General features: G+C 66.7%; 27 protein-coding genes and 1 tRNA gene. 19 read left to right on the top strand and 9 right to left on the bottom strand.

Going from position 1 to position 21,588, the window contains the following annotated elements; all coding sequences use genetic code 11:
- Positions 1-37 precede the first annotated feature (37 nt).
- The 3 genes from BUB09_RS06690 (at position 38) to BUB09_RS06680 (ending at position 3,365) form a co-directional block, all read left to right on the top strand.
- The gene (locus BUB09_RS06690; protein WP_072895905.1) at positions 38-2,188 is read left to right on the top strand and encodes a PhoX family protein; all 2,151 of its coding nucleotides are present in this window, start codon (positions 38-40) and stop codon (positions 2,186-2,188) included.
- Between the two features lie 209 nt (positions 2,189-2,397).
- Positions 2,398-2,784, top strand: a complete 387-nt coding sequence (gene crcB / locus BUB09_RS06685) for a fluoride efflux transporter CrcB (protein ID WP_217650253.1) — start codon at positions 2,398-2,400, stop codon at positions 2,782-2,784.
- Complete coding sequence (locus BUB09_RS06680) at positions 2,781-3,365, top strand: cation efflux transmembrane domain-containing protein (protein ID WP_072895903.1); 585 nt, start codon at positions 2,781-2,783, stop codon at positions 3,363-3,365. Before crcB ends, BUB09_RS06680 begins: the two co-directional genes overlap by 4 nt.
- 13 nt (positions 3,366-3,378) lie before the next feature.
- Here the strand turns inward: BUB09_RS06680 and BUB09_RS06675 are convergent, their stop codons facing one another.
- The 4 genes from BUB09_RS06675 to BUB09_RS06660 form a co-directional block, all read right to left on the bottom strand.
- Complete coding sequence (locus tag BUB09_RS06675) at positions 3,379-3,714, bottom strand: DUF6587 family protein (RefSeq protein ID WP_072895901.1); 336 nt, start codon at positions 3,712-3,714, stop codon at positions 3,379-3,381.
- A complete protein-coding gene (feoB, locus tag BUB09_RS06670; RefSeq protein ID WP_072895898.1) occupies positions 3,711-5,537 on the bottom strand; it encodes a ferrous iron transport protein B in 1,827 nt (608 codons plus the stop codon). Before feoB ends, BUB09_RS06675 begins: the two co-directional genes overlap by 4 nt.
- Positions 5,537-5,776, bottom strand: a complete 240-nt coding sequence (locus tag BUB09_RS06665) for a FeoA family protein (RefSeq protein WP_072895896.1) — start codon at positions 5,774-5,776, stop codon at positions 5,537-5,539. The genes feoB and BUB09_RS06665 overlap by 1 nt, the downstream gene beginning before the upstream one ends.
- An 80-nt stretch (positions 5,777-5,856) precedes the next feature.
- A complete protein-coding gene (locus BUB09_RS06660) occupies positions 5,857-6,417 on the bottom strand; it encodes a thioredoxin family protein (RefSeq protein WP_072895894.1) in 561 nt (186 codons plus the stop codon).
- A gap of 202 nt (positions 6,418-6,619) precedes the next feature.
- Here BUB09_RS06660 and BUB09_RS06655 point away from each other — a divergent pair, with 202 nt between their 5' ends.
- The 10 genes from BUB09_RS06655 (at position 6,620) to BUB09_RS06605 (ending at position 12,800) form a co-directional block, all read left to right on the top strand.
- Entirely contained in the window at positions 6,620-7,468 is an 849-nt protein-coding gene (locus BUB09_RS06655; RefSeq protein ID WP_245793173.1) for an alpha/beta hydrolase, read from the top strand.
- A 167-nt stretch (positions 7,469-7,635) separates the two neighbouring features.
- On the top strand, positions 7,636-8,253 hold the full coding sequence (locus tag BUB09_RS06650) for an outer membrane lipoprotein (protein WP_072895891.1): 618 nt from the start codon (positions 7,636-7,638) through the stop codon (positions 8,251-8,253).
- 54 nt (positions 8,254-8,307) lie between these two features.
- Complete coding sequence (locus BUB09_RS06645; protein WP_072895888.1) at positions 8,308-8,532, top strand: hypothetical protein; 225 nt, start codon at positions 8,308-8,310, stop codon at positions 8,530-8,532.
- 95 nt (positions 8,533-8,627) lie between these two features.
- Positions 8,628-8,701, top strand: a tRNA-Gly gene (locus tag BUB09_RS06640).
- Positions 8,702-8,747: 46 nt separating this feature from the next.
- Positions 8,748-8,948, top strand: a complete 201-nt coding sequence (gene thiS, locus BUB09_RS06635) for a sulfur carrier protein ThiS (protein ID WP_072896639.1) — start codon at positions 8,748-8,750, stop codon at positions 8,946-8,948.
- A gap of 19 nt (positions 8,949-8,967) precedes the next feature.
- A complete protein-coding gene (locus BUB09_RS06630; RefSeq protein ID WP_072896641.1) occupies positions 8,968-9,768 on the top strand; it encodes a thiazole synthase in 801 nt (266 codons plus the stop codon).
- Between the two features lie 38 nt (positions 9,769-9,806).
- Positions 9,807-10,505, top strand: coding sequence for a tRNA (guanosine(46)-N7)-methyltransferase TrmB (gene trmB, locus BUB09_RS06625; RefSeq protein WP_139250149.1), 699 nt, complete (start codon positions 9,807-9,809; stop codon positions 10,503-10,505).
- A gap of 135 nt (positions 10,506-10,640) precedes the next feature.
- Positions 10,641-11,540 (top strand): phosphoribulokinase, encoded by a 900-nt coding sequence (locus BUB09_RS06620; protein ID WP_072895881.1) that lies wholly within the window; start codon positions 10,641-10,643, stop codon positions 11,538-11,540.
- Positions 11,541-11,611: 71 nt separating this feature from the next.
- Positions 11,612-11,905 carry a DUF6763 family protein gene (locus tag BUB09_RS06615; protein WP_072895878.1) on the top strand — a complete coding sequence of 98 codons (294 nt, stop codon included), beginning with the start codon at positions 11,612-11,614 and terminating at the stop codon, positions 11,903-11,905.
- A gap of 310 nt (positions 11,906-12,215) precedes the next feature.
- The gene (locus tag BUB09_RS06605; RefSeq protein ID WP_217650252.1) at positions 12,216-12,800 is read left to right on the top strand and encodes a peroxiredoxin; all 585 of its coding nucleotides are present in this window, start codon (positions 12,216-12,218) and stop codon (positions 12,798-12,800) included.
- A gap of 28 nt (positions 12,801-12,828) precedes the next feature.
- Here the strand turns inward: BUB09_RS06605 and BUB09_RS06600 are convergent, their stop codons facing one another.
- On the bottom strand, positions 12,829-14,169 hold the full coding sequence (locus BUB09_RS06600; protein ID WP_072895873.1) for an AmpG family muropeptide MFS transporter: 1,341 nt from the start codon (positions 14,167-14,169) through the stop codon (positions 12,829-12,831).
- The gene (locus BUB09_RS06595; protein ID WP_072895871.1) at positions 14,159-14,938 is read right to left on the bottom strand and encodes an exodeoxyribonuclease III; all 780 of its coding nucleotides are present in this window, start codon (positions 14,936-14,938) and stop codon (positions 14,159-14,161) included. Before BUB09_RS06595 ends, BUB09_RS06600 begins: the two co-directional genes overlap by 11 nt.
- Positions 14,939-14,993: 55 nt before the next feature.
- On the opposite strand from BUB09_RS06595, the gene pyrE reads away from it, so the two are divergent.
- Positions 14,994-15,641, top strand: coding sequence for an orotate phosphoribosyltransferase (pyrE, locus tag BUB09_RS06590; protein WP_072896635.1), 648 nt, complete (start codon positions 14,994-14,996; stop codon positions 15,639-15,641).
- A gap of 18 nt (positions 15,642-15,659) precedes the next feature.
- Here the strand turns inward: pyrE and argB are convergent, their stop codons facing one another.
- Genes argB through coaBC form a run of 3 tightly spaced genes read right to left on the bottom strand, consistent with a single transcriptional unit; the run spans position 15,660 to position 18,267 of the window.
- The gene (argB, locus tag BUB09_RS06585) at positions 15,660-16,523 is read right to left on the bottom strand and encodes an acetylglutamate kinase (protein ID WP_072895868.1); all 864 of its coding nucleotides are present in this window, start codon (positions 16,521-16,523) and stop codon (positions 15,660-15,662) included.
- A gap of 46 nt (positions 16,524-16,569) precedes the next feature.
- Positions 16,570-17,028, bottom strand: coding sequence for a dUTP diphosphatase (dut, locus tag BUB09_RS06580; protein WP_072895865.1), 459 nt, complete (start codon positions 17,026-17,028; stop codon positions 16,570-16,572).
- A gap of 21 nt (positions 17,029-17,049) precedes the next feature.
- The gene (gene coaBC, locus BUB09_RS06575; protein ID WP_072895862.1) at positions 17,050-18,267 is read right to left on the bottom strand and encodes a bifunctional phosphopantothenoylcysteine decarboxylase/phosphopantothenate--cysteine ligase CoaBC; all 1,218 of its coding nucleotides are present in this window, start codon (positions 18,265-18,267) and stop codon (positions 17,050-17,052) included.
- A gap of 76 nt (positions 18,268-18,343) precedes the next feature.
- Here coaBC and radC point away from each other — a divergent pair, with 76 nt between their 5' ends.
- The 5 genes from radC to mgtE all read left to right on the top strand — a co-directional run bounded on the left by radC (position 18,344) and on the right by mgtE (position 21,542).
- Positions 18,344-19,018: a RadC family protein gene (gene radC, locus BUB09_RS06570; protein ID WP_072895859.1), complete on the top strand. Its 675-nt coding sequence runs from the start codon at positions 18,344-18,346 to the stop codon at positions 19,016-19,018.
- Positions 19,019-19,052: 34 nt separating this feature from the next.
- Positions 19,053-19,418, top strand: coding sequence for a VOC family protein (locus tag BUB09_RS06565; RefSeq protein ID WP_072896633.1), 366 nt, complete (start codon positions 19,053-19,055; stop codon positions 19,416-19,418).
- Between the two features lie 110 nt (positions 19,419-19,528).
- A complete protein-coding gene (gene rpmB, locus BUB09_RS06560; RefSeq protein WP_072895857.1) occupies positions 19,529-19,765 on the top strand; it encodes a 50S ribosomal protein L28 in 237 nt (78 codons plus the stop codon).
- 11 nt (positions 19,766-19,776) lie between these two features.
- Positions 19,777-19,947 (top strand): 50S ribosomal protein L33, encoded by a 171-nt coding sequence (gene rpmG, locus BUB09_RS06555; protein ID WP_072895854.1) that lies wholly within the window; start codon positions 19,777-19,779, stop codon positions 19,945-19,947.
- A 134-nt stretch (positions 19,948-20,081) separates the two neighbouring features.
- Complete coding sequence (mgtE, locus tag BUB09_RS06550; protein WP_072895852.1) at positions 20,082-21,542, top strand: magnesium transporter; 1,461 nt, start codon at positions 20,082-20,084, stop codon at positions 21,540-21,542.
- Positions 21,543-21,588 lie beyond the last annotated feature (46 nt).

Here is a 21,588-nt window from a genome sequence, read left to right as displayed (position 1 = left end):
CCATGACTTCCCAGCACAGCCAATCGGAACTTCAAAGATGAATGATCTCCGCCGTATCGCCGCGGGCGCTCCCGTCGCGGCCGACCCCAATTCGTTCGACGCGGTGCTTGCCGCCCGTCTGTCGCGCCGCCAGGCGCTGCTCGGCGGCCTGTCCGCCACGGCGATGGCCGTGCTCGGCAGCACCAGCCTGATCGGCTGCACCGACGACAACGACGACGAAGACGGTGACGACAGCGTGACGCCGCCGCTGGCGACCGCGCTGGGTTTCACCGCCGTTGCCAAGAACCGGAACGATATCGTCAGCATCCCGGCCGGCTACACGGCCACGACGCTGCTGCGCCTGGGCGATCCGCTGACGGCCAGCACCAGCGCCTATCGCAATGACGGCACCGACAGCGACTTTAGCCAGCGCGCTGGCGACCATCACGACGGTATGCATTTCTTCGGCATGGACAGCGCCGGCCGCTACTCTGAAAACGCGGTCGATCGCGGCCTGCTGGTGATGAACCACGAGAACATCACCGAAATCTATCTGCATGTGAACGGCCCGAGCCCGGCGCCGCGGCCCGAGTCGGAAGCGCGCAAGGAAATCGAAGCTCACGGCGTCAGCGTCGTGGAAGTGGCCAAGGGCAGCAATGGCCGCTTTGCCTACGTTCAGAGCTCCACGTTCAACCGTCGCATCACCCCGTTCACGCCGATTCAATTGAATGGCCCGGTTGCTGGCAGCGCCTACGCCAAGACCGCGTACTCGCCGACCGGCACGATGACGCGCGGCACGATCAACAACTGCGCCAACGGCTATACGCCGTGGGGCACCTACCTCACCTGCGAAGAAAACTGGGCCGGCTACTTCCGCCGCGCCGCCGATGACGACAGCAAGCGCAGCGCCACCGAAGTGGTGCTGCTCAAGCGCAGCGGCACCAACCAGGGCGCAGCCGGCAGCAATGCCTGGGCGACCGTCACGCCGGCCAGCGCCAGCGAAACCGGATACTCGCGCTGGGACATCTCGTTGCGGGGCAGCTCCACCGACGGCACCGACGACTTCCGCAACGAGGCCTACACCTACGGCTACATCGTCGAGATCGATCCGTTCAACCCCAGCTCGGTGCCGCGCAAGCGCACAGCGCTGGGCCGCTTCGGCCATGAAGGCGCTTGGCCGGCCGAGCCGGTCAGCGGTCAGCCGCTGGTGTTCTACATGGGCGACGACAGCCGCGGCGAATACGTCTACAAGTGGGTGTCCGACGCGCTGTGGAACCCGGCCGACGCCACCGGCGGCCTGGCCGCCGGCGACAAGTACCTGGATGCCGGCACGCTGTACGTGGCCAAGTTCGCTGCCGATGGCAGCGGCCAGTGGATCGCGCTCAAGCAGGGCCAGAACGGCCTGACCGCGGCCAACACGCTGTACCCGTTCGCCAGCCAGGCCGACATCGCGGTGGCCACGCGCCTGGCCGCTGACTCGGTCGGTGCCACGCGCATGGATCGCCCGGAGTGGGCTGCGGTCAACCCGGCCAACGGCGAGGTGTATCTGACGCTGACCAACAACGCCAACCGCGGCAGCAGCAGTAACCAGCCGCTGGATGCAGCCAATCCGCGCGCGTACTCGGACTTCAAGGGCACTCGCGAGCAGAAGGGCAACGTCAACGGCCACATCATCCGCTGGAAGGAAGATGGCAACCAGGCGAGCCTTACGTTCAAGTGGGACGTCTACGTGTTCGGCGCGCAGGCCGACGCCGATGCCACCAACGTCAACCTGTCGTCGCTGACCGATGACAACGACATGTCGAGCCCTGACGGCCTGGCGTTCGGCCCCAACGGCCTGATCTGGATCCAGACCGACGACGGCGCCTACACCGACGTGACCAACTGCATGATGCTGGCCGCTGTCCCTGGCGCGTACGGCGACGGCGCCGCCAAGGACGTGGTGTCCGGCACGACGACGACGCGCACCTATGTCGGCAAGGCGCCGGGTACCAACCTGCGTCGCTTCCTGGTCGGCCCGGTCGAATGCGAAATCACCGGCATCACGTGGACGCCGGATGGTAAGGCGATGTTCGTCAACATCCAGCATCCGGGTGAAGCGGGCTCGCTGACGTCGATCACCAGCCACTTCCCGGACGGCGGCACGTCGCGCCCCCGCTCGGCCACGGTGGTCATCACCAAGGACGACGGTGGTGTGATCGGCGTTTGATCCGCGTCGGATCGGCGTCCGTTCGGCGCCGATTCGCAGTCCGGCCGATCGGCTCGGCCGACTGAGAATTGGCGTCGGATGACCGCGTCGCATGACCAACGCCCCGCCCTGCGCCACGCACGCACGGCGGGGCGTTTCACGTCTACCGGTCACGCTGCCTACAATCGGCCGATGCCCGTATTGCCGGGCGGCGCGCACCGGAGCGCAACATGACTGCATTGGGCATGCTGGCCGTGGCCATCGGCGCTGCGCTCGGCGCTTGGCTGCGCTGGCTGCTCGGGCTCGCCGCCAACGCGCTGTTTCCCGCAATCCCGCCGGGCACCTTGATCGCCAACCTGATCGGCGCCTACGTGATCGGCGCCGCAATCGCCGCGTTTGCTCAAGCCGCGTCGCTGGCTCCCGAGTGGCGGCTGTTGGTGATCACTGGATTCTGTGGCGGCTTGACGACGTTTTCGACGTTTTCGGCCGAGCTGGTGGCCCTGTTGCAGCAGGGTCGGCTCGTCATGCTGGCGGGCGCGGTGGCGCTACACGTTGGCGGCTCACTGGCGATGACGCTGCTCGGCATCGCGTCGGTGCAGTGGATCAGCGCCCGATGACGGACTTGTCACTGCGGCGCGCGGTGCTGACCGTGGCGCTGCTGAACCTCGCCTGGTTCGGCGTCGAGTTCGGCGTGGCAATCAACATTCAGTCGGTTTCCCTGTTTGCCGACAGCATCGACTTTCTCGAAGACGCCTCGGTCAATCTGCTGATCCTGCTCGCGCTGGGCTGGTCACTGGCCGCGCGAGCCCGCGCCGGCATGGCGATGGCGGCACTGCTGATGGTGCCGGGGTTGGCGACGCTGTGGGCGCTGTGGCAGCAGATCGCCAGCGGCGTTGCGCCGGAGGCGACATCGCTGACGCTGACCGGCTTGGGGGCACTGGCGATCAACAGCGGCTGTGCACTGCTGCTGACGCGCTTTCGCGATCACAGCGGCAGCCTGACGCGCGCTGCATTCCTGTCGGCGCGTAACGACGCCTACGCGAACCTCGCGATCATCGGCGCCGGCTTGGTCACGCTGCTGTGGCCGCAACCGTGGCCGGACGTGATCGTCGGCATCGGCATCGCACTGCTCAATGCCGACGCCGCGCGCGATGTCTGGCATGCGGCGCGGCGCGAGCAGCGCGACGCCGCCAGCTGACGCGGCTGGCGCGCTAGCGACGACGCGGCTGGAAGCGGACCGTCTGCTCGGTGGGGAGCGCGGGGCTGACGCTGGGCGCAGCGCTCGCGCATTGACCGCAGGTCCCGCACGAGGACGCGGGCACCGCTGCGGCGGCATCGCCACCGCTATGGCAGCCCGACGTGCGGCGTGCCACTGGCTGCAACTGCGCGGCCGCTCGTGCATGGCCCCGCCGCGACAGCCAGTCGGCCAGCGCGGCGCGTGGCGCATCGATCGCCTGCGGCCAGTAGCGACCGAGTGCATACAGCATCGCGGCCGCGACGCAGGCGCCGACGATCAGGTCTTGCACGATCGGTCCCAGCGTGTTCATAAGCCCAAGCCCCGCGCCAGCTGATAGGTCACGAACGAGGCCAGATACGCCAGGCCGAACAGATAGCCGGCCGCCAATCCGACCGTCTTCCACGAGTTGGTTTCGCGACGGATCACGGCCAGCGTCGACATGCACTGCGGTGCATAGACGTACCAAGCCAGTAACGACAGCGCGGTCGGCAGCGTCCACTGCGCAGCGATGATCGGCGCGAGCGCCGTTTCGACACCGTCACCCGACAGCGCGTACACCGTCGCAAGCGATGCCACGGCCACTTCGCGCGCTGCCAAGCCCGGAATCAGCGCCACGCAGATCTGCCAGTTGAAGCCGACGGGTGCGAACACGAATTCCAGCCAGTGGCCGATGCGGCCGGCGAAGCTGTAGTCGATCGCATCACCGAGATGGCCATCCGGCGGCGCCGGAAAACTCGACAGGAACCACAGCAGCACCGTCAGCGCCAGGATGATCGTGCCGACGCGACGGACGAAGATCGAGCCGCGCTCCCACAAACCGATCGCCAGATCGCGCAGATGCGGCAAGCGGTACGACGGCAGTTCCATCAGCAACGACTGCTCGGTGTGGTCTCGCTTGAAGTACTTCATCACGTAGGCCACCAGCGCGGCTGACACGATGCCGAGCGCATACAGGCCAAACATGACCAAACCCTGCAAGTTGAACAGGCCACCGACGCTGCGCTGAGGAATGAACGCACCGATCAGCAACGCGTAGACCGGCAGCCGCGCCGAGCAGGTCATCAACGGTGCCACCATGATCGTCGCCAGGCGCTCGCGCGGATCTTGAATGCTGCGCGTGGCCATGATGCCGGGGATCGCACACGCGAAGCTCGACAGCAGCGGAATGAACGCGCGACCCGTCAGGCCGGCGCCGACCATCAGCCGGTCGAGCAAGAACGCCGCGCGCGGCAGATAGCCGGATTCCTCCAGCGTCAGGATGAACAGGAACAGGATCAGAATCTGCGGCAGAAACACCAGCACGCCGCCGGCTCCGGCTATCACGCCGTCGACGACCAGGCTGCGCAGCAAGCCGTCGGGCAACCACTGGCCGACCGCGACACCGAGGCCCGCCATGGCCGCTTCGATGCCGTCCATCAGCGGCTCGGCCCAAGAGAACACCGCCTGGAACATCAGGAACATCACGACGCTGAGAATCGCCAGTCCCCAGACCGGGTGCAGCAGCACGCGGTCAGCGGCCGCGTCGAAGCGCGCGATGCGACGCGGCATCGACACGCAGTCGCTCAGCAAGCGCACCACGCGGGCATGCAGGTCGCTGCCGTCCTGCAAGGCCACCGGCACCGGCGGCAGTACGCCATCGAGACGCTCGACCAGCTCGCGCGCGCCACCACGACGGACCGCCACCGTTTCGACCACCGGCACACCGAGCATCTGCTGCAAGCGTTCGCGGTCGATCACGATGCCGCGGCGACGCGCGGCGTCGACCATGTTCAGCGTCAGCACCATCGGCAAGCCGAGCTGTTGCAGCTCCAGCACGAAGCGCAGATGCAGACGCAGGTTGGTGGCGTCGGCAACGCAGACCAGCAGGTCGGGCCTCGCCTCGCCTTCGAAGCGTCCCATGCAGACATCGCGCGTCACCGCTTCGTCGGGGCTGGTCGCGGCCAGGCTGTAGGCGCCGGGCAGATCGAGCACTTGCACCAAACGGCCGCTGCCGGCGACGAAGCGGCCTTCCTTGCGCTCGACGGTGACGCCGGCGTAGTTGGCGACCTTCTGGCGGCTGCCGGTCAGCTGGTTGAACAGTGCGGTCTTGCCGCAGTTGGGGTTGCCGACCAGCGCGACGCGCAAGGTGTCCATCAGGCGTCGCACTCCACTTGCACGCGCGCCGCTTCGGCACGGCGCAGCGCAAACTGGGTGAAGCCGATCTGGATCAGCATCGGATCGCCTCCGAACGGGCCGTTGGCAACGACGCGCACCGCCTCGCCCGCGACAAAGCCGAGGTCGCGCAAGCGGCCCGAAATCGGATCAGGCCGCGTTACGTCGTCGACAGTGACGATCACCGCCGGCACATCGCGGGACAGGTCGGACAGCCGCATCGAGCGGGACTCAAGGAATGAGAATAATTCTTATTGTAGAGCAGTTGCGACGATGCAGCACGACCGATGCCGACACGGATCTACACCTTCCACTTGATGCTGCAACCGACGCTGGGGCGCGGCTGCGGATCACAGGGCCGGCCCGCCAGCAGGTCGTCGATGGCGGCCGACAGATCGGCGCCGGTCACCGGCCGGCCGTTGCCGGGCGTGGCGTCGTCGAAGCGTCCGGCCCACGCCAGCCGCCCGTCGCCATCGACCAGGTAGAAATCCGGCGTGCACGCAGCGCCATAGGCCCGCGCGACTTGCTGGGATTCGTCATAAAGGTACGGAAAGCTCAGCCCGTGAGCGGCTGCGAACCGCGTCATCTCGGCCGGGGCATCCTGCGGATAGCGCTGGACGTCGTTGCTGCTGATCGCGACGACCGCGACGCCGCGCGCCTGCCACTGCGGCGCAAGCCGGGCGATCGTGCCGATCAAGTGCAGCACGTAGGGACAATGGTTGCAGATGAACATCAGCACGCAGGGGCGCCCGGCGCGCCAGGTCGTCCAGTCGAGCATCGGCCCGCCCACCGTGTCCGGCAGCGAAAACCCAGGCGCCTTGGCGCCCCGTTGCAAGATCAGTGTCGATTCCGCTCGGGCCATGGTGGCTCCTTTTCGATAGTGGCGGCCAGTGTGCCGCTGCGGCGGGTGAACCGCAGCGGTTGCCGCTGATCGCAGACCCGGCGAGGATGCGCGCCACAAACCTTTGCAGACGGCCTTCATGCCCGATTTCGCCAACCCCGCGCCGGTCTCGTTGCGAGCCCGACTGATGCACCCCGTGATCCGCCTGACGATAGGGCGCGTGATGAGCAGCCCGGCTCCGCACCAGAAACAGCGCGCCGGTCTGCTGCGCGCCGGCGCACTGCTGCGACCACTGCACGCCCGTGGCGGACGGATTCAGCCGCAGACCACGGCCGGCGTGCCCGGCCTGCTGGTGACGCCGACCGGCGCCGATCGCCAGCGCGTACTGATCTACTTCCATGGCGGCGGCTATGCCGTCGGCGCACCGAGCTTGTACACCTCGATGGCCAGCCGGCTGGCGGCGCTAACCGGTGCCCGCGTGCTGTTGCCGGATTACCGCCTGGCGCCCGAGCATCCGTTTCCAGCCGCGATCGACGATGCGCTGGCCGTGTACCGCGCCGTGCTCGCGTCGGGCGTGCCCGCGGCGCATATCGCCTTCGGCGGGGATTCGGCTGGCGGCGGCCTGTCGCTGGCCTGCGCGCTGGCAGCGCGCGACGCCGGCATGCCGCAACCGGCCGCGATCCTGACCTACTCACCATGGACCGACCTGACCGTCAGCGGCGACAGCTTTCTGGGCAACGCGGCGACCGAGTTGGTGCTCAGCCCGCGCGAAGCCGAGCGCTTCGTCCGCTCTTACCTGGGCGACGGCGACCGGCGCAATCCGCTGGCGTCGCCGCTGTTCGCCGACCTGCGCGGCTTGCCGCCGCTGCTGATCCAGGCCGCCGCCAGCGAGATTCTGGTCGACGACTCGCGGCGCCTCGCCGACAACGCGCGCCAAGCCGGCGTCGACACCGAACTACAGATCTGGAACGGCGTCTGGCACGTCTGGCAGGCGATGCCGGTACTGGTGCCGGAAGCCGACGCAGCGCTCGCCAGCGCCGCCGCGTTTCTGCGACGTGCCTGGCATTTGTGATTTTTGTACCAAAAATAAATTTTTATAAAATATAACGTAACAAGCAAAATGCGATGATGTACTCAGGTGTCATTCAGCCTGCCCGGTAAAGATAGCGACGCTTTTGAGGGCTTGCGGTCATCGACCACAGCCCGCCTTCCCATATTGCTGTACCGATCGAGATTGTCATGAACAAATTGACGCTGTGCGCCGCGATGACCGCGTTCACCCTGCTGGTTTCGGCCTGTGCACCGCCGGCCGACCAGGCAGCGCAGGAAGCGGCCGCCGCCGCCGAACTGCAGGCCAGCGAGTTGGCCAAGGCCCAGGCCGATCTGGCCGCCGCCCAGGAAGAAGCGGCCAAGAAGCAGGCCGAACTCGATGCCGCGCAGGCTCGCGCCCGCAAGGCCGAGCGCGCCGCGCGCGAGGAGCGTGCCGAAGAGGTGCGCGAATCCGCGCCGCCGCCGCGTCAGGTTTGCAACGACTGCGGCACGGTTGCGTCCATCAACGAAGTCCGCGCCCGCGGTGAAGGCTCCGGCCTCGGCGCCGTTGCCGGTGCGGTGCTCGGCGGCGTGATCGGCCATCAGATCGGCGGTGGTCGCGGCAAGGACGTCGCCACCGGCGTCGGCGCCATCGCTGGCGGCATGGCCGGCCATCAGGTCGAACGCAGCGCTCGGGCCGTCATCTATTACGAAGTCGGCGTGCAGATGGAAAATGGCGGCTATCAGACGGTGCGCGTCAATTCGCCGGAAGGCATCCAGGTCGGCACCGCAGTCCGGGTCAACGGTAACGACCTGCAGCTGCGCTAGGCTCGGAACACCGTCGGCAAGCGCTGTCGCGACAGCGCATTCCGGAGGTGAACCATGCTGACTTGGCTGATGGATGTGGCGACGATGACCGTCGGCACCTTGTGCGTCGTCGCGTTTCTCTACGGCCTGGTTGCCAAGGACGCGACGCCGCCCAAGCGGAACTACCCGTTCCACGAGCGTCGCGGATTGGATGGCGGTGACCGCCGTCTCGAAGACCTGGGACCGCCGGGCAGCGTCGAGCGACGCGCCCGGCATCGCCGCAGTCACGAGACGTTCTAGCCCCGATGTTGTTGCGCACAAGGCCCGCCCATCGCGGGCCTTGTGCGTTTTGCGTGATGCCGCGATCGCATCGCGCCGCGTTACAATGCCGCAATGCGGGTGTAGCTCAATGGTAGAGCTGTAGCTTCCCAAGCTACTGACGCGGGTTCGATTCCCGTCACCCGCTCCATTCCATGCGGCTGCTACGGCAGCCCGCCTTGTCACTCACCACGATGATGACGATCCAGCTCAACGGCCAGCCTCACCCCGTGCCGGCTGCCTGCAGTCTTCAGCAGTTGGTCGAACGACTCGGACTGACCGGTCGGCGGCTGGCGATCGAGGTCAACGGCGAGATCATTCCGCGCTCTGCCCATGCAGACGCTTTGCTGCACGACGGCGACCGAGTCGAGATCGTGCAGGCCATTGGAGGCGGCTGACCTGCCGCACGCACCGAACATGACGCTGCCTGTTACCGCCAACGACGCGCTGACCATTGCCGGCGTCGATTTTGATTCCCGCTTGCTGGTCGGCACCGGCAAGTATCAGGACCTCGCGCAGACGGCTGCCGCGATCGACGCCAGCGGCGCACAGATCGTGACGATGGCCGTGCGTCGGACCAACCTGGGCCAGGACCCAAACCAGCCCAATCTGCTCGACGTGTTGCCCGCGTCGCGCTACACGCTGCTGCCGAACACGGCCGGTTGCTACACCGCTGACGACGCGGTCCGCACCTGCCGGCTGGCGCGCGAACTGCTCGACGGCCACAAGCTGGTCAAGCTCGAAGTGCTCGGCGATGCGCGCACGCTGTATCCCGACGTGCCGGCCACGCTCGAAGCGGCGCGCATCCTGGTCAAGGACGGCTTCGACGTGATGGTCTACACCAGCGACGACCCGATCATCTGCAAGCGGCTCGAAGAGATCGGCTGCGTCGCCGTGATGCCGCTGGCCGCGCCGATCGGCTCGGGGCTGGGCATCCAGAACCGCTACAACATTCTCAGCATCGTCGAGAACGCCCGCGTGCCGATCATCGTCGACGCCGGCGTCGGCACGGCGTCGGACGCGGCCATCGCGATGGAACTGGGCTGCGACGGCGTGCTGATGAACACCGCGATCGCCGAGGCGCGCGACCCGGTGCTGATGGCCAGCGCGATGCGGCACGGCATCATTGCCGGCCGCCAGGCGTTTTTGGCCGGCCGCATGCCGCGCCGCCGCTATGCATCGGCGTCCTCGCCGCTCGACGGCCTGTCGCCGGCCTGAGCCAGCGCCGCGCCTCTGACTGGATGAACGATCTACCGATGTCCGACGCCCCGCCAACCGATTCGCCGCTGCGCCGCATCCGCTCCTACGTGCGCCGCGAGGGCCGCATGACCGACGGGCAGCGCGACGCGCTCGACGCGCTGTGGCCGCGTTACGGCATCGACGTGCCCGATGCACCGCTGGACCTGCCGGGGATCTTCGGCCGCGACGCACCGCGCGTGTTCGAGATCGGCTTCGGCAACGGCGATCACCTGCTGGCGCGGGCGGCCAGCGAGCCTCAACACGACTTCATCGGCGTCGAAGTGCATCGCCCCGGCTGCGGCCGCGTGATGATGCAGGCGTCGCAGCAGGGGCTGGGCAATCTGCGCGTGTCGAGCCACGACGCGGTCGAAGTGCTGCGCGACTGGATTCCGGCCGGCTCGCTCAGCGAAATCGTCATCTACTTCCCCGACCCCTGGCACAAGAGCCGGCACAACAAGCGGCGCCTGGTGCAGCCGCATTTCATGCCGCTGGTGACGCGGGCGCTGCACCCGGGCGGCTTGCTGCGGATGGCGACCGACTGGGCGCCGTACGCGGCGCACATGCTGGAGGTGGTCAGCGCGGTCGACGAATTGCGCAACCTGGCGCCGGAGGGCGGCTATGCACCGCGCCCCGATACGCGGCCCAAGACCCGCTTCGAGGCCCGCGGCGAACGTCTGGGCCACGAGGTGTTCGATCTGCTGCTGGAGCGTCGCTGACGCAGCGGTCGGATCGGTCGTTCATCGACCCATGCGGCACCGTCGTGCTATCTATGTCCGGCAGTCGTCGACACCGTCACGCTGTGATCTTCGCGCTGTCTACGAAGCAATGTTCAATCTTTTGTCTCAGGTCGAATGACAGCCAGGCATCCCATCATCGGCGTCACCGGCTCCAGCGGTGCCGGCACCAGCACGGCGATCCGGCTGTTCGAGCAGATGTGCGCGCAGCTCGGCATCAAGCCGGCGATCGTCGAAGGCGACGCCTTCCATGCCTATGACCGCGAAGGCAACCGCCGCGCGATCGCCCGTGCACGCATCCGCGGCGAGCACTTTTCGCTGCTGGGGCCGGCGGGCAATCTGCTGATGCGGCTCGAAACGCTGCTGCGCGAATACGGGCTCAGCGGCAACGGCATCAGCCGCCGCTACTTGCACACCGATGCCGAAGCCAAGCTGGCGCGACAGAGCGTGGGCACGTTCACGCCCTGGGAGCCGCTACCAGCCGACACCGACGTGCTGTTCTACGAGGGTCTGCACGGCGGCTATGTCGGCGAAGACGCCAACATCGCCCAGCATATGGATTTGCTGGTTGGTGTGGTGCCGATCGTCAATCTTGAGTGGATCCAGAAAATCCGCCGCGACAACGACGAGCGTGGCAGCACGCCGACCGAAATCACCAGCACGATCCTGCGGCGCATGCCGGACTACGTGAACCATATCGCGCCGCAGTTTTCGCGCACCGATGTGAACTTCCAGCGCGTGCCGCTGGTGGACACATCCAACCCTTTCGTTGTCCAGGAAATCCCCGGCAACGAAGAAAGTCTGGTGGTAATCCACTTCAACGACCACACGCGGCTATCGCCCGACCTGGATCGCTACGAACACCAGATTCCCGGCGCATTCCGCAGCAACGCCCACACGCTGGTCGTGCCCGGCGAGCAGATGCACACCGCGATGGAGTCGATCCTGCTGCCGGCGCTGCAAGCGCTGATGGCGCGCCGCGAGCAGGTCCGTGCCGGCGATACGCCGTTGGCTTGATGCCCTGCTGATTGCGGCGTAGAACTAGCGGCAACGTTCGGGCTTGACCGCGGTACGACGGGAGGCTGGCGATGGCGCAATGGCTGCAGCAGATCAACCCCGGCGACTGGTATCAGACAGCCGCCACCACGTTCGAGATCGTTGGCGTGGACGCCGACGCGGAAGTGGTCCTGGTCCAGCACTTCGACGGCGCACTCGAAGAGGTGGAGTTCGATGCCTGGATTGAACTCGATGCGGTGCCATGCGCACCGCCCGAGGACTATTCGGGTGCGCTCGACCTGGACGCCGAAGACCTGGCCGTCGACGCGGTGCCCTCACCGAGCGTCGACGACACGCTCAAACGCCTGGAGCTCGATCCAGGCTGAGGCAGGTCACGCCTCGCGCTGCGGCGATCGGGGTGGCTTTGACGCAGGACCGCAGCCGATGCGTGCCGCGTTCAAGCTCGGGCTCGACGACGGCGCGGCTGTGCCAGCGTGGACTTTGAGGAACCGCAGCGCCGCGGCGGCGGACTGTTGTTGCAGGCGGATCTGCATCTGACCGCGCATCGCGCTGGTATCAGACGGCTCCATGACGACATGCCGCGCGCCCATCAACGCTTCATTGCCCCGATCAAGGCAGCGCCGGTTAGCCGGCACTCATGCCCTCGTAGCCACACCCACTGACAGGAATCCTTCGATGACGATGCCGTTCAAATCACTGCTGCTGATCGCCACCTTGGCCGCCTCGACCTGCCTGCCCGCCGTCGCGGCACTGAAGGAAGGCGATGCCGTCACCGACTTCAAGGCCCAAGCCTCGCTGGCCGGCAAGAGCTTTGATTTTTCGCTGCAGGACGCGCTGAAGAAGGGCCCGGTCGTGGTGTACTTCTACCCGTCGGCCTACACCGGCGGCTGCAACGTCCAAGCGCATACGTTCGCGGTCAAGGCCGACCAGTTTGCCAAGGCCGGTGCGACGATCATCGGCGTGTCGCTGGACAGCATCGAGCGCTTGAACGACTTCTCGGCCGACCCCGAATACTGCGCCGGCAAGTTCCCGGTGGCGTCAGACCGTGACGGCAAGATCGCCCGCTCGTTCGACCTGAAAGTGACCGAGGGCATGGCCGGGTTCAAGGACACGCGTGGCGTCGAGATCGGCCACGGTTTCACCGAGCGCACGACCTTCGTCATCAAGCCCGATGGCAAGATTGCCAACGTGGTCGGCGGCTTGGCGCCAGCTCAGAACGTCGAGCAGGCGCTGACGGCAGTGCAGTCGCTGAAGCGCTGACGCGACGCGCTGCGCGAGCGCGCCGCCGTCACGATCCGGTGGCGGCGCGTTTGCGCACCAGCACCAGGCACAGCAGCAAGGCCGGCAAGCCGACCAGCGCCGTACCGGTAAAAAACACCGAATAGGCGGCCATCAGTCCACGCCCCGGCTCCAGCGCTTCGACGATGCCGCCCGAGGCGACCTTGGCCAGCTTGCCGGGCAAGGCATAGAACGAACTGAGCAACGCGTACTGCGTGGCGGTGTAGCCCAAGCTGGTCAGGCTCGACATGTAGGCCACCAGCGCGGTGCCGGCAAAGCCGGTCGAGAAATTGTCGATCGCCATCGCCGCCGAAAACAGCGACAGATCGGCGCCGTGCCAAGCCAGCACGGCAAACGCCAGGTTCGAGCCGGGCCCGACGATCGCGCCGATCAGCAAGGTCGGCACGAAGCCGAAGCGCACCGCGCAAAGCCCGCCGGCGGCAATGCCGGTGATCGACGCGACCAAGCCGATCGAGCTGCGCACGGCGCCGACCACTTCCTTGGCAAAACCCAGATCCTTGTAGAACGGATTGGCCATCGGTCCCATCGCAAAGTCAGGCAGCCGGTACAGCGCCACCGCCAGCAGCATCAGCAGCGCCCAGCGACCATGCTCGCGGAAGAACGCGATGAACGGCCCGGCGACGGCATCGAACAAGCCGCGGGCGGTCCACAACGTCGGCCGCTGCGACGGCCCGCCGGCCACGCTCGCGGCCGGCTCAGCGGCGCTCAGCGTCGCCAGCACGCCGAGCAGCATCAGCGCCGCCATCACACCGTAGGACAGCGACCAGCCGAGCAGCCCGGCCAGGATCAGAATCAGTGCATCGGCGATCAGCAGCGCACCGCGATAGCCGGTCTGGAACGCGGCCGTCAGCAGGCCTTGTTCGTCATCGTTGGCGGCGCTTTCGATGCGCCAGGCGTCGATCACGATGTCCTGCGTCGCCGAGCCAAATGCGGCCACCAACGCCAGCAGGCCAAAGCCGGTCAGACCGTGATCGGGGCCGAGCAGGGCCATCGCCGACAGGCCTGCGATGACGGCAAGCTGCGACAGCAGCATCCAGCCGCGGCGCCGGCCGAGCCAGCGTCCGAGCAGTGGCGCGTCGGCTTTGTCGATCAGCGGGGCCCACAGAAACTTGAGCGAGTACGCCAAGCCGACGCCCGACAGCAGACCGATGGCCGTCAGCGCCACGCCGCCGTCACGCAGCCAGAAGCCGAGCGTGTTGCCGACCAGCATGAACGGCAGGCCGGATGAGAACCCCAGCATCAGCGTCAGCCGGACGCGAGCCTGCGCCAGCGCCGGCAGCACGTCGCGCCATCCGGCGCGGCGCGGTGCGGGCGCCGGCTCAGATGTCATAGTCGACGATCAGCGGCGCATGGTCGGAGAAGCGGCTGGTCTTGTGCACCTGCGCGGCACGCAAGGCCGGCTGCAGATCGGGCGTGACCAGTTGGTAGTCGATGCGCCACCCGACATTGTTGGCAAATGCATTGCCGCGATTCGACCACCAGGTGTAGCCCTCGCCTTCGGCGTCCGGATACAGCGCGCGATATGCATCGACCCAGCCGACGTTGTCGAGCACGTCGCTCATCCAAGCGCGCTCGTGCGGCAGGAAGCCGGAATTCTTCTGGTTACTGCGCCAGTTCTTCAGGTCTTTTTGCGTGTGCGCGATGTTCCAGTCGCCGCAGACGATGTACGAGCGGCCTTCGCCGATCATCGTCCGCAAGCGCGGCAGGAAGAACGTCAGAAAGCGGTCCTTGGATTCCTGACGCTCGGGGCCGGCGCTACCGGACGGCAGATACAGCGAGATCACCGACAGATCGCCAAAGCGTGTCTCGATGTAACGGCCCTCGTCATCGAATTCGCTGGCGCCGAGCGTGGTCAGCACCGCATTGGGCTTGGCGCGCGAGTAGATCGCCGTGCCGCTGTAGCCTTTGCGCAGCGCGCTGTTGAACTGCACATGCCAGCCGGGCGGCGCGAACGCGGCCTTGCCGTCGAGATCGGCCGGCTGCGCCTTGACCTCCTGCAGGCAGAGTACGTCGGCGTTCTGCGTGTCGAGCCATTCGAACAGGCCCTTGGTGGCCGCCGAGCGGATGCCGTTGCAGTTGAGGCTGATGATTCGTTTCATCCGGGCAGTGTGCCGCAAACATACAATGCGCGAAAACGCCGACCGGACCCGCTGCATGAAACCGCATCAGACCGCATTTCTCGAACTGGCTCTCGAACACGAGGTGCTGAAGTTCGGCCAGTTCACGCTCAAGTCGGGCCGCATCAGCCCCTACTTCTTCAACCTCGGCAAGATCGCCAGCGGCAGCAGCCTGCGACGCCTTGCCGGTGCCTATGCCGATGCGCTGCTGGCCTCGGGCATCGAGTTCGATTTGCTTTTCGGGCCGGCTTACAAGGGCATTCCGCTGGTCGCGGCGGTGTCCTGCGCGCTGGCGGAACGCGGCCGCGATCTGCCGTTTGCGTACAACCGCAAGGAAGCCAAGGACCACGGCGAAGGCGGCGTGCTGGTCGGCGCGCCGGTGGACGGGCGTCGCGTCGTGATCATCGACGACGTGCTGACCGCCGGCACGGCGCTGCGCCAGTCGCACGCGCTGTTGCAGCAGGCCGGCGCGACGACGGTGGCGGCCATGACCGCGCTCGACCGCCAGGAAGTCGGGCCCAACGGCCGCTCGGCCGTGCAGGAACTGGCGGCCGAAGCCGGCATCGCCGTGCTGCCGCTGGTCACGGTGCGCGATCTGCTGGCCCACTTGAGCCGCAGCGGCGGCGATGCGGCGACGATCGCCGCGATCAACGCTTATCAGGCGCAGTACGGCGTCAAGGACTGACGTGCCGTCATCGGCACGCTAGCCGCGGATCAGCGTGCCGATGCCTTCGTTGGTGAACAGTTCGAGCAGCACCGAGTGGTCGAGGCGACCGTCGATGATGACGGCGCTCTTGACGCCGCTGGCGACAGCGTCGAGCGCGCACTGGATCTTGGGCAGCATGCCGCCGTAGATCGTGCCGTCGGCGATCAGGGCCTGCACTTGCGGCACGGTCAGTCCGGTCAGCACGTTGCCGGCCTTGTCCATCACGCCGGGGATATTGGTCAGCAACATCAGCTTTTCGGCCTGCAGCACCGAAGCGAGCTTGCCGGCGACCAGATCGGCGTTGATGTTGTAGGCCTCGCCGTGAGCACCGACGCCGATCGGCGCGATCACCGGGATGAAGCCGCCGTCTTCCAGATGCTGCACGACGCGCGGGTCGATCGCGTCGACTTCGCCGACCTGGCCCAGGTCGTCACCGGCGATGACCAGCTTGCGGGCGCGGATCAAGCCGCCGTCCTTGCCCGACAGGCCAACCGCTTGCCCGCCCTGCTGGTTGATCGCCGACACGATGGCCTTGTTGACCAGGCCACCGAGCATCATCTCGACGACGTCCATCGTCTCGTCGTCGGTGACGCGCATGCCATCAATGAAACGCGAGGTCTTGCCGAGCTTTTCCAGGTGCGCGCCGATCTGCGGCCCGCCGCCGTGCACGACGATCGGGTGCATGCCGACTTTCTTCATCAGCACGATGTCGCGCGCGAACGAGGCGATCATGTCGTCGCCCTTCATCGCATTGCCGCCGTACTTGACCACCAGCGTCTTGCCGGCGAAGCGACGGATGTAGGGCAGCGCTTCGGTCAGGACGCGGGCGGTGGTCTGGGCGTTGGTCAGGTCGATCGGCATCGTCTGCAGCAGGTCAAAAAAAGATAGAGAGAAAACGGAACGGCGGTCAGTGGCGGCCGGTGTGGCCGAAGCCGCCGGTGCCGCGCGCACTGGTCTGGAACTCGCTGACCATCTCGAAATCGGCACGGACCACCGGCACCAGCACCAGCTGCGCGATGCGCTCGCCGGGGTTGATCGTGAACTCGGTGTCGCCGCGGTTCCAGCAGCTGACCATCAACTCGCCCTGGTAGTCGGAGTCGATCAGCCCGACGAGGTTGCCGAGCACGATGCCGTGCTTATGGCCCAGGCCCGAGCGCGGCAGGATCACGGCGGCCAAGGACGGGTCGGCGATGTAGATCGCCATGCCGGTCTTGATCAACGTGGTCTGGCCTGGTGACAGCAGCAGCGGCGCGTCCAGCAGCGCGCGCAAGTCCAGGCCGGCCGAGCCGTCGGTGGCATAGCCGGGCAACGGAAAGTCGCGACCCAGGCGGGGGTCAAGAATCTTGAGCTGGATTTTTTGTGACATTAAATTTGCTTTTATAGTGGTTTACAGCTTTTTCGCACGGCGTGCGACGATCACATCGGCCAGTTCGGCCGCCACGGCCGCCTTGCTGGCATGGCCGATCGCATGCTGACCGCCGTCCCAGAACAGCTGCAGGCTGTTGTCGTCCTGGTCGAAGGCACGGCCCTGGCCGACCCAGTTGGCGGCGATCAGATCCAAGCCTTTGCGCTGCAGCTTGCCGCGCGCATGGGTTTCCAGATCATCGGTTTCGGCGGCAAAGCCGACGACGAACAGCGCCGGATACGCTTGGCGCACGGTCGCCAGCACGTCGTCGGTGCGGGCCAGCGCCAGCGTCAGCTCGGCGTTGTGCTTCTTGATCTTGCTGTCGGCGATCGCGGCCGCGCGATAGTCGGCCACGGCAGCTGCCGCGACGAACAGCTGCGCATCGGCGCAGGCCTGCATTGATGCCTGCAGCATGTCGGCCGCGGTTTCGACGTCGACGCGCGTTACGCCGGGCGGCGTCGGCAGCGTCGTCGGGCCACTGATCAGCGTCACCTGGGCACCGCGGTCGCGCAGCGCCGCGGCGACCGCATAGCCCTGCTTGCCCGAGCTGCGATTGGTCAGAAAGCGCACCGGGTCGAGCGGCTCGCGCGTCGGGCCGGCGGTCACCACCGCCTTGACGCCGCGCAGCGGGCCGTCGGCCAGCAAGGACACGACGTCGTCGCGGATCTGCAGCGGCTCGCGCATGCGACCTTCGCCGGTCTCGCCGCAGGCCTGGAATCCAGCGCCGGGGCCGAGCACGCGCACGCCGCGCGCGACCAGCGTCGCCACATTGGCCTGCGTCGCCGGGTGCGCCCACATCAGGCGATTCATTGACGGCGCGACCGCGACCGGCCGGTCGCTGGCCAGGCACAGCGTCGTCAGCAAGTCGTCCGCTGCGCCATGCGCGAGACTGGCGATCAGGTTGGCCGTGGCCGGCGCGATCAGGATCAGGTCGGGCCAGCGCGCCAGCTCGATATGGCCCATCGCCGCTTCGGCAGCCGGGTCCCACAAGGATTGCCGGACCGGCTTGCCGGTCAGCGCCTGGAACGTGGCCGCGCCAATGAAATGCTCGGCACCGGCCGTCATCACCACTTGCAGCTCGGCACCGGCCTCGATCAGCCGGCGACTGAGGTCGGCGGCCTTGTAGGCGGCGATGCCGCCGGTGACGCCGAGCAGGATGCGGCGCCCGGCCAGCGCATGCGAGGAGTGGGTCTGTGACATGGCCCGGATTCTACTGTTTTGCCTGTCGCTACAGTCGTCACCGGGACGCTACGACACAAACCAGGGATCGACGGCAATGAGCATCCGCCACTGGCCGGCCGGCGAACGGCCTCGCGAAAAGCTGCTGGAACGTGGCGCCGGCGCGCTGTCCGACGCCGAGCTGCTGGCGATCTTCCTGCGCACCGGCATACCGGGCAAAAGTGCGGTGGATCTGGCGCGCGAGCTGCTGACGCGCTTCGGCGGGCTGCGCGGCTTGCTCGCCGCAGAGCGTCGCGCGTTCTGCCAGGCACCGGGCCTGGGCGACGCCAAATATGCCCAGCTGCAGGCCGTGCTCGAGATGAGCCGCCGCCATCTCGACAGCCAGGTCCGCGAACGCTCGGCGCTGAACGATCCCGCCACGGTGCGCCGCTTCCTGCAGGCCCAGCTGCGTGATCGCGACCAGGAAGTATTCGCTGCGCTGTTTCTCGACACCCAGCATCGCGTGCTCGCGTTCGAGCATCTGGCGGTCGGCACGATCGACAGCGCGGCGGTGTACCCGCGCGAGGTGGTCAAGGCGGCGCTGAAGCTATCGGCAGCGGCGGTGATCTTCGCGCACAACCACCCCAGCGGCGTCGCCGAGCCTTCGGCCGCCGACCGGCTGCTGACCGAGCGGCTGCAGCAAGCGCTGCGACTGATCGATGTGCGCGTGCTCGACCACTTCGTCGTCGGCGACGGTGCGCCGGTATCGTTCGCCGAACGCGGCTGGCTATGATGCGACCCTGCACGTACCAACGAGCGACACGCCGATGATTCTTGGACTGCGCACCGCGATCTATCCGGCGCCGGATCTTGCCGCCGCCAAGACTTGGTACAGCGCGGCCTTCAGCGCCACGCCGTACTTCGACGAACCGTTCTACGTCGGATTCTCGATTGGCGGCTTCGAGTTGGGCCTGATCCCGGATGGCGTACCGGGCACCAGCGGCAGCCAGGTGCTGTGGGGCGTCGACGACATCGACGCCGAGTACGCGCGGCTGATCGGCTTGGGCGCCACGCCGCTGGAGCCGGCCTACGATGTCGGCGAAGGCATCCGGGTCGCGGCAGTGGCTGACCCGTTCGGCAACCGTCTGGGCTTGATCCAAAACCCACTGTTCGACCCGACCCGGGTCAAATAACCGCCGCAAAGGCTTGCCGCTCTCGATCTTCGCTGGTATCTTTCGCGACCCTTTTCGGCGCCCAGCGTTTTTGCGGGTCCGATCGCGCCCTTTCTGCATGAGGTTGTGTCATGTCCAAAGTCTGTCAGGTCACCGGCAAGAAGCCGCTGGTCGGCAATACGGTCTCCCACGCGAACAACAAGCGTCGTCGCCGTTTTGAGCCGAACCTGCATACCCATCGCTTCTGGGTCGAGGCCGAGAAGAAGTTCATCAGCCTGCGCGTGTCGAACCACGGGCTGCGCATCATCGACAAGAAGGGCATCGACGTCGTGCTCGCCGACATTCGCAAGAATGGCGTGAAGGTCTAAGGAGCTAAGTCATGGCCAAGAAAAAAGAACGCGAAAAGATCAAGCTGATCTCGACCGCCGAAACCGGGTTCTTCTACACGACGACGAAGAACAAGAAGAACACGCCGGACAAGTTCGAGTTCAAGAAGTACGACCCGATCGTGCGCAAGCACGTGATCTTCAAGGAAGCGAAGATCAAGTAAGTGCAGCGTCGCTACGGCGGCGCCACTGCTACGGACCCAAAACGCGAGCCCTTCGGCTCGCGTTTTTTTTGCCTGCGAACCTGCCCGCGCCGATCGGATGCGAGATCGACATCGGCCGAGGGTAATATCGCGCCATGAACGAGTTCGCCGACCCGAGCACCCAGCGCCAGCATTTCCGGCATCTGGAACAAGCGCGTGCGCAGGTCATCGAGTTGCTGTCGCGCCAGGCGGTCGAGCGCGAGCTGATGCAGCGCACGGTGTCGGAGAACCGGCGTCAGGACGTGGTCGCCCAGCTGGTCGCACGCCAGCATCAAGCCGCTCTGGAAACCCGGCTGGCGCACTTTCACCCCGCCGACATCGCGTTCGTGCTCGAAAGCCTGGATCCGGATGCCCGCGATCTGGCTTGGGCGCTGGTCAAGCCCGAGCGCCGCGGCGCCGTGCTGCTCGAAACCTCGGACGCCGTGCGGCGCATGCTGGTGGCCGGCATGGCGCCGGACGACATCGCGGCCGTGGTCGCGCCACTGGACTCCGACGACATCGCCGACTTGGTCGGCAGCCTGCCCGACGATATCGGCCAGGAAGTGTTGCAGCGGCTCGACAATGCCGACCAGGCCGAAGTGCGGTCGATGCTGTCGTTTCCCGAAGATTCGGTCGGCTCGCTGATGGACCTGGACTTCGTCGCGGTCCGCGAAGACGCCTCGCTGGAGGCCGTGCTGCGTCTGCTGCGTCGACGCAAGACGCTGCCACCGCACACCAACCAGTTGTTCGTCGTTGACCGCGGCAACCAGTTGCGCGGCTTGCTGTCGCTGACACGACTGCTGCTGGCCGACCCGGAATCGGAAGTCGCTGCCGAGATGACGCGCGACACGATCTTCTTCTACACCGACGACCGGATGCGAGAGGCGGTCACCGCGTTCGAGAAATACGATCTGGTGTCGGCGCCGGTGGTGAACCTGCACAACCAGGTTGTCGGCCGGATCACCGTCGACGCCATCGTCGACGAGATCAAGGAGCGCGCCAGCACGGAAAGCCTGCGCCAGGTCGGCTTGTCGGAAGAAGAAGACCTGTTTGCGCCGGTGACACAGAGCGCGCGCAACCGCTGGCCATGGCTGGGGCTCAACGTGCTGACGGCGTTCGTTGCCTCGCGGGTGATCGGCGCATTTGAAGACACGATTGCGCAGCTGGTGGCGCTGGCCGTGCTGATGCCGATCGTCGCCAGTATCGGCGGCAATACCGGCAATCAGACGATGGCGCTGGTGATTCGGGGACTGGCGCTGGGCCAGCTCGGTGCGGCGCAGCTGCGCAAGATGCTGACCAAGGAGCTGTCGATCGCCGCACTCAACGGCGCGGTCTGGGGCAGCGCGCTGGGTCTGTTCACGCTGCTGCTGTATCGCAACCTGCCGCTGACCCTGGTGATCGCCGGCGCGACGATTCTGGAGCTGATGGTCGCCGCCTTGGCCGGCGTATTCATTCCGCTGCTGTTGCAGCGCTTTGGTCGCGATCCGGTCATGGGCTCGTCGGTGATCCTGACGGCGATCACCGACAGCATGGGCTTCTTCATCTTCCTTGGGCTGGCGGCGACGTTCCTGATCTAGCACGACAGCAGCGGCCCAATGCCGCTGCTGTCGTGATCACCGCCCG

Source organism: Hydrocarboniphaga daqingensis (assembly GCF_900129825.1).
Lineage (GTDB): Bacteria > Pseudomonadota > Gammaproteobacteria > Nevskiales > Nevskiaceae > Hydrocarboniphaga > Hydrocarboniphaga daqingensis.
Note: the sequence above shows the minus strand (reverse complement) of the source record. Positions and strands in the feature narration are given on the sequence as shown.